The organism is Streptococcus sp. CCH5-D3 (genome assembly GCF_001556435.1).
Taxonomy (GTDB): Bacteria; Bacillota; Bacilli; order Lactobacillales; family Streptococcaceae; genus Streptococcus.
In genome coordinates this window covers 79,749-86,942 of sequence record NZ_LSIW01000113.1, presented here as the reverse complement: position 1 = coordinate 86,942, position 7,194 = coordinate 79,749, and the positions used below count along the sequence as shown (strand labels likewise).

Sequence of the window (7,194 nt, the reverse complement as noted above, 5' to 3'; positions counted from 1 at the left end):
CCATTAGTATACCAAATTTATTTGACTTGTTCACACCTAAATCATAAACTGTCCAATTTTTGTCATAATCGGAAAATGACTGATTATACTTATATATTCGTTGTTTTTCCAAAAAAATGGAAAATAAAGTAAAAACACGACAGCTTTAAATGCCATCATGTTTCATTTTTGAACCTTTTATCAATGTCCTACATCTGAATATGAAATGTAGTATCGTTGACCATCCTTAACAAAACTATACCAGTTTCCATCAGGTAAAATTTCATATTTGTCCCAATCAACATCCCCTGCAGGAAGTTTAGAAACAGCTCCACTGTCTTTATCTGGCGCAGCATAGACAGGTGTTTCCGCATCAAGTGTCAATGTTCCAGAAGTAGCTGTCCAAGCACCTTGACCACCTTCAACTTGAGAAGCTGGTGTTGCTGCTTCAGCCACTTGTCCGCCATCTGTAGTACCTACTTGAGCTTGTTCTTGAGAAGAAGCCTTAGGTGCTACTGCTGAGGCCTGATTGTCATTTTCTTCATTTGAAACTGCTGAAGTTGATGATTGAGCTGATTTCTTATCCTTCTTAACAACTTTACTTGAGCTTGAAGATGATTTCTTGACCGTCTTGGCTGGGCTACTACTTGTGCTAACACGCGCCGACTCATGACTATTAAACTTAGTCACCAAAAAGACAGCAAGGATAACTACAATTAGAGCTGATAGAATACCAATGAGTTTACTTGTATTTTTCATGAGTGAGATTCCTTTTCTGATAATTTACCAGGTTATTATAATACAAATACAGCTAAATTTTTCATTGAAGTCATAAACAGTCGTTTTTTCGTCATAATCAGAAAATAACATTTTAAAACAAAAATACTATGTACATCAAACTGCCATGTTTTTTGGAACAAGCATCTTAGCAACAATCTCTTTTTGTTTAGCTTTTGAAACCAAGCATGACTCTCCGTTTTCAAAATAAATAACACCTAACTCTTTGTCCAATCTCACAATGTTTTCGGGATTTACAACAAATGATTTATGGCATTTATACAGTCTGCAATCTTGTTTCACAATTTTTGACAATTGACCATAGAACTCAATTTGCTCTTCTGTTGTATGAAGAATCACCTTATGAACTGTTGGAGATGTTTCAAAATAGAGTATCTTATGAAAAGGAACTTGTATAGTTGCATTCTTTGTATCTATAGTAAAAGCACACTCTATTTGGCTCAGACCATTTTTAGAAAGTGCTAATCCAATGTCAGAAATAATCCTATCTTCATATTCAATATCAGGCAAATTCTTGTCAATAAAATCAAGTGCAGCTAAGCGATACTGAAAAGTTGATGGTAAGAGTTCGGGATGTGCTGTGATGAAAACAATACTAGCATAAGGATCTCGCTTACGTATCTGTTGAGCAACCAATATTCCCCCTTCGATATCACTATCAGATCCAATATCTAGAAAAAATAGTAAGTGCGAACCCCTTTCCGTAATACACTCTAATAATTGATTGGGTTTATCGTATAAATCGACCTTCCCAATTCTTAAAATATATATTTGTTTAGACTTATGGATAGCATCCTCAAGACGAACTTGTTGAAAATAATCTTCTTCTAAAACAAAAATATCTAACATAATTGAACACCTCTAATTACAACATCCTTATTCTATAACTTAAGATGCTAGTTACTCATAGAACGAATCCTATACTTTCACCTTGATTTTACAACTTTCGCTAATTTACAGCAAATGTTTCTAAAGCATATTGAACAATATATTGATTCAACTCTTGAAACTAAAAAAACACCACCCTCAAAAGAGAGTGATGTTACAACTCTTAAGAAATATCCACATAGCGTCTTGCACCGCTATAAGTCATATAAGATAACCATGTGTGTCCATCGGCTGTAAGGACCTTGTCATAGCGAACGGACATGCCTTTATCATAGTAAGCTAACTCTGGACTAGCAACACTTGGTTGAGCTTTGATAGAGCTAGGTTTGGTAAAGGTATAAGTGCCAGTTGCAGCTAGACTTGGACTTGCTGGTTGAGCAACTGCTGTTGCCTTACCATCAATAGCAACATAACGTCGGTTACCTCCATGGCTAACATAAGAGAGCCATGTATGACCATCTGCAGTCACCAATCTGTCATAGTTAACGGACATACCAGCATCATAGTAGGCCAACTCTGGACTAGCTACACTTGGTTCTGCTTTAATGCTAGAGCGTTCTTTGAAAGTATAGGTACCAGATGATGGTGTGCTTGGTTGAACAGGTTGTTCTACAGGTTTAGTCACACTCGTTGGTGCGATAGCCACATAGAAACGATGTCCTGAATAGCTGAGGTAAGAAAGCCATGTATAGCCGTCATTATTGACAACCTTGTCATAGTTGACTGACATGCCTGAATCATAGTAGCTAACATCTGGGTTGGCTACCAAAGGTTGAGTCTTGATACCAGTTCGAGCGGTAAAGGTGTATGAACCTGAAGCTGGAAGGTTGTGGCGGGTTGCATTTTGAACTGGAACAGTTGTGCTAGTGCCACCGATACCTACCATTTTACCATCTTGAACATAGTAGAGATGAACAATGTATTCGCCTGCTTCGGCCTTATGGTCGCTAACATTGATGCGAACCTTGTAGCTACCATCACTTTGTCTGTCAGCTTGGTGCCATACAAGATCATCTTGGCCGTCTTTAGTTGTCCAAACTGGAACACTCACACCTTGGATAGCCTTGTCACCACCAGAAACATTAGTGATATGAACGTCGAAACCAAGGTTAGAGAGATTTTCAATATTGATAGTGCCACTTGGTTTGCTTTCTTGTTGAGCAAGTTTAGCCACGGCAACATAACGGCGGTTGCCATTGTAGCTGAGGTAAGAAAGCCATTGGTAACCATCACCACTGACAATCTTGTCGTAGTTGACTGACATGCCAGCATCGTAGTAGGCCAACTCTGGACTTGCCACACGAGGTTCTGCCTTGATGCTAGAACGTTCTTTGAAGGTGTAAGTTCCTGCATCAGGAAGGCTATAGCTAGTAGTCGTATGAGTTTCTTCAACTTTGGCAGGAACTGTGTAAGTTGTGCCACCCACACCAACTAATTTACCATTAGTTTCAACATAGTAAAGATGAACATTGTAGAGACCACGTTCATTCTTGTGGTCAGTTAGACTGACGTTAACCTTGTAGTTACCATTGTTAAGACGAGTCGCATTGTACCAGATGATGTCATCTTGACCATTCTTTTCAGACCAGATTGGAACAGATACCCCAAGGACACCGTTTTGATCTGAAACATTACTGATAACCACACTAAAGTCACCATTATCATGGCTTTCAATAGCAATATCCCCTCTTGGTTTAGCTACAGCCTCTGCTGCACCACCTAGATCGACGTAACGACGAGTACCATTGTATGACACATAAGAAATCCAACGGTGGTTGTCAGCAAGCAAAGATCTATCGTAGTTGACTGACATACCTGGATCAAAATTGAACTCAGTCTTAGCAGTCAAGCTAGGTTGGTTCTTCACATCTGCAGGTTTAGTGAAGTAATAAGTACCACGTTCAGGGATGGTTTCATCTCTAGTCGCTTCAGTGTTGCTACTAGTATTTTCAGCCTTCAAAGCTGCGATATCAGCGTAGTAGCGTTCATAATCGTAACCAATGTAAGAAATCCATTGGTGATTATCTCTCTTCAAGACCTTATCATAGATAACATGGTCACCTGCACTAAAGACGAAGGTAGGTTTGATATCCATGATTGGTGCAGTACGAATTTCTGTTGTGCGACGGAAATAATAGGTACCGTTTGATGGAATATCAAGAGAACCATCAGCAGTCACTGGACCATCCACACCAGGTTGAGGAGTATCCACAGCTTCACGGTCAGTAACTCTAGCTTCTGCTACTTCTGAAGTTGCTGAACGGTTAGTCTCACTTGCTACTTCAGAGCTAGCTACTGATGACACTTCAGAACGTGGGCTAGCCACTTCTGATCTAGAAACAGTAGCAACAGCAGATGCAGAATGAGCAACCTCTGCCGGTACTTCCAAAGAAGCAGCCTCGCTAGCCACTACACTATTAGCTTCAGAAGAGGCAACCTCACTGCTAGCAAGCTTAGGTCTTGGCGCTTCAGATCTTGAAGCTGGTTGATTGAGGACATCGGTAACAGCTTCTGAAGTTGCCTGGTCGATTTGAAGTGGTTCAGAATTATTTACAAAAACTTCATAATCCTTGCTGGTACTCGTGCTGTTGGCTTGTTCCTGAGCCAAAGCATGTCCACCAAGCATCAAGCTCGCACCAATCAAGACTGATGCAGCTCCAAAAGAATATTTACGAATTGAGTAACGTTGACGTTCCTTAACAACATATGCCTTTCTCATTTTGATCACTCTCACTTTCTAGGCTGTTTGATAAACATTGGAACCGTTTTCATATTTCTATTATACCCCTTTGGAATATTTTTTACAATTATTTCAATATTATTACTAAAGTTTTTAAAGAAAAAAGATAGGATTTTCATCCTACCTTTTCAAGTTACTTTTATTGTATCACATCTTAGAGCTGTTCTGCTACTGCTGAAAGAAGATCTTGGATACCATTGGCATCGCTACCACCGGCCATGGCCATATCTGGTTTACCACCACCACGACCTGATACGATTGGTGCAAGAACCTTGATAACATTACCAGCGTGAACATCTTTAGACTTGCTTGCTACAAGAACATTAACTTTTTCGCCAATGTGAGCTGCAAGGACAAGGACGTCAGAGTAGTCTGCTTGTTTCCATTGGTCCGCGAAGGTACGAAGGGCACCTGCATCAGAAACTTCTACTTGGCTAGCAATGTAACGAACACCGTTAGCTTCTTTAACATCTTTGAAGACGTCACCAGCTGCAGCTGCAGCTGCCTTTTCTTTAAGCGCAGCATTTTCTTTTTGAAGGGCATGCAATTGCTCTTGAAGGCTGGCAACCTTGTTAGGCACTTCTTTCAATTGTGGTGCCTTAAGTGTTGCTGCGATTGCTTTGAGGGCATCTTCTTCTTCACGGTAAGCAAGGTAAGCTTCACGTGATGTCACTGCCAAGATACGACGTGTTCCTGAACCGATACCTTCTTCTTTGACAATCTTGAACATACCGATTTCAGCAGTGTTGGCAACGTGCGTACCACCACAAAGCTCAACAGAGTAATCACCGATTGAAACGACACGAACATTCTTACCATATTTTTCACCAAAGAGGGCCATAGCTCCCATTGATTTAGCAGTGTCAATGTCTGTTTCAATAGTTGTTACTGGAGTAGCTTTCCAGATTTCTTCGTTAACTTGTTCTTCGATAGCACGCAATTCTTCTGGAGTTACAGCCTCAAAGTGAGTGAAGTCGAAACGCAAGAATTCTTGTTCATTAAGAGAACCGGCTTGAACAGCATGATCACCGACGATGTTATGAAGGGCAGCGTGCAAGAGGTGAGTCGCTGTGTGGTTCTTCATGACACGGTGACGACGTGTGTGGTCAATTTCAAGTTTGTAGTTAGCTCCTACAACAAGTTCACCCTCAACTTCAACAGTGTGAAGCGCTTGTCCATTTGGTGCACGTTGAACATCAACCACACGTGCAACGACTGTACCAGCTGCATCTGAGATCGTACCGTGGTCTGCTACTTGTCCACCCATTTCAGCGTAGAATGGTGTTTGTTCAAAGACAAGGAGTGCTTGACCAGAGTTAACACTATCATGACGAGCATCGTCAGCAACGATGACGCTCAAACGGCTTTCGGCAGTTTCCGCTTCATACAAGAACTCAGATGGTTCAGTGATGTTGGCAAGGGTTTCATTTTGCATACCCATAGAACCACCTTTAACCACGCTAGCACGCGCACGTTCTTGTTGTTCTTTCATGGCAGCTTTGAAGCCTTCATGGTCAATCTTGAAGCCTTCATCTTCAGCCAACTCTTCTGTCAATTCCACTGGGAATCCATAAGTATCGTAAAGTTTAAAGATGTCTTTACCTTCAAGCGTATCTTTACCAGATTTCTTAAGGTTAGCAAGAAGCTCGTCAAGCATGCTTGAACCTGCATCGATGGTACGTGCAAAAGTTTCTTCTTCACGTTTAACGATTTTTTCGATAAAGTCTTTCTTCTCAAGAACTTCTGGGTAATAGCTTTCCATGATTTGACCAACAGTTGGAACAAGTTTGTACAAGAAAGCATCAGAAATGCCAAGACGACGGCCGTGCATTACGGCACGACGGAGAAGACGACGAAGGACATAACCACGACCTTCATTACCTGGAAGGGCACCGTCACCAATGGCAAATGCCAATGAACGGATGTGGTCAGCGATGACCTTGAAGCTCATTGTGTCACCATCTGGATCATAAGTTTTACCAGACATTTTTTCGATTTCACGAATGATAGGCATGAAGAGGTCAGTTTCAAAGTTTGTTTTAGCCCCTTGCATTACAGCTACAAGACGTTCAAGACCTGCGCCCGTATCAATGTTTTTATTAGGAAGTTCTTTGTATTCTGAACGTGGAACAGCTGGATCTGCGTTGAATTGTGACAAAACGATGTTCCAAATTTCAATGTAACGATCGTTTTCAATATCTTCTTCAAGCAAACGGATACCAATATTATCAGGGTCAAAGTCTTCGCCACGGTCAAAGAAGATTTCAGTATCTGGTCCTGAAGGTCCAGCACCGATTTCCCAGAAGTTATCTTCAATTGGAATCAAATGACTTGGTTCAACACCGCAGGCAATCCAACGGTTGTATGAATCTTTATCATCTGGATAGTAAGTCATGTAAAGTTTGTCTTTTGGAAAATCAAACCACTCTGGGCTTGTCAAAAGCTCATAACCCCACTCAATAGCTTCATCACGGAAGTAGTCACCAACTGAGAAGTTACCAAGCATTTCAAACATTGTATGGTGACGAGCTGTCTTACCAACGTTTTCGATATCGTTAGTACGGATAGCCTTTTGTGAGTTAGTGATACGTGGATTTTCAGGAATTACTGAGCCATCAAAGTATTTTTTCAAAGTGGCAACCCCTGAGTTAATCCAAAGAAGGGTTGGGTCGTTAACTGGAACCAAGTTAGCTGATGGTTCAACAGCGTGACCTTTTGATTTCCAGAAATCAAGCCACATTTGACGAATTTGTGCTGAAGTAAGTTGTTTCATTGTTTCTCCTTAATCA

At 40.9% G+C, this 7,194-nt stretch carries 4 protein-coding genes; all 4 read right to left on the bottom strand.

Annotated elements, in window-relative coordinates; all coding sequences use genetic code 11:
• Window positions 1–180 precede the first annotated feature (180 nt).
• Window positions 181–738: a hypothetical protein gene (locus AX662_RS07620; protein ID WP_060972092.1), complete on the bottom strand. Its 558-nt coding sequence runs from the start codon at window positions 736–738 to the stop codon at window positions 181–183.
• Window positions 739–873: 135 nt separating this feature from the next.
• A complete protein-coding gene (locus tag AX662_RS07615) occupies window positions 874–1,626 on the bottom strand; it encodes a response regulator transcription factor (RefSeq protein ID WP_060972091.1) in 753 nt (250 codons plus the stop codon).
• A 202-nt stretch (window positions 1,627–1,828) separates the two neighbouring features.
• Entirely contained in the window at window positions 1,829–4,384 is a 2,556-nt protein-coding gene (locus AX662_RS07610; protein ID WP_060972090.1) for an SH3 domain-containing protein, read from the bottom strand.
• A gap of 175 nt (window positions 4,385–4,559) precedes the next feature.
• A complete protein-coding gene (alaS, locus tag AX662_RS07605; protein WP_013990152.1) occupies window positions 4,560–7,178 on the bottom strand; it encodes an alanine--tRNA ligase in 2,619 nt (872 codons plus the stop codon).
• Window positions 7,179–7,194: the final 16 nt, after the last annotated feature.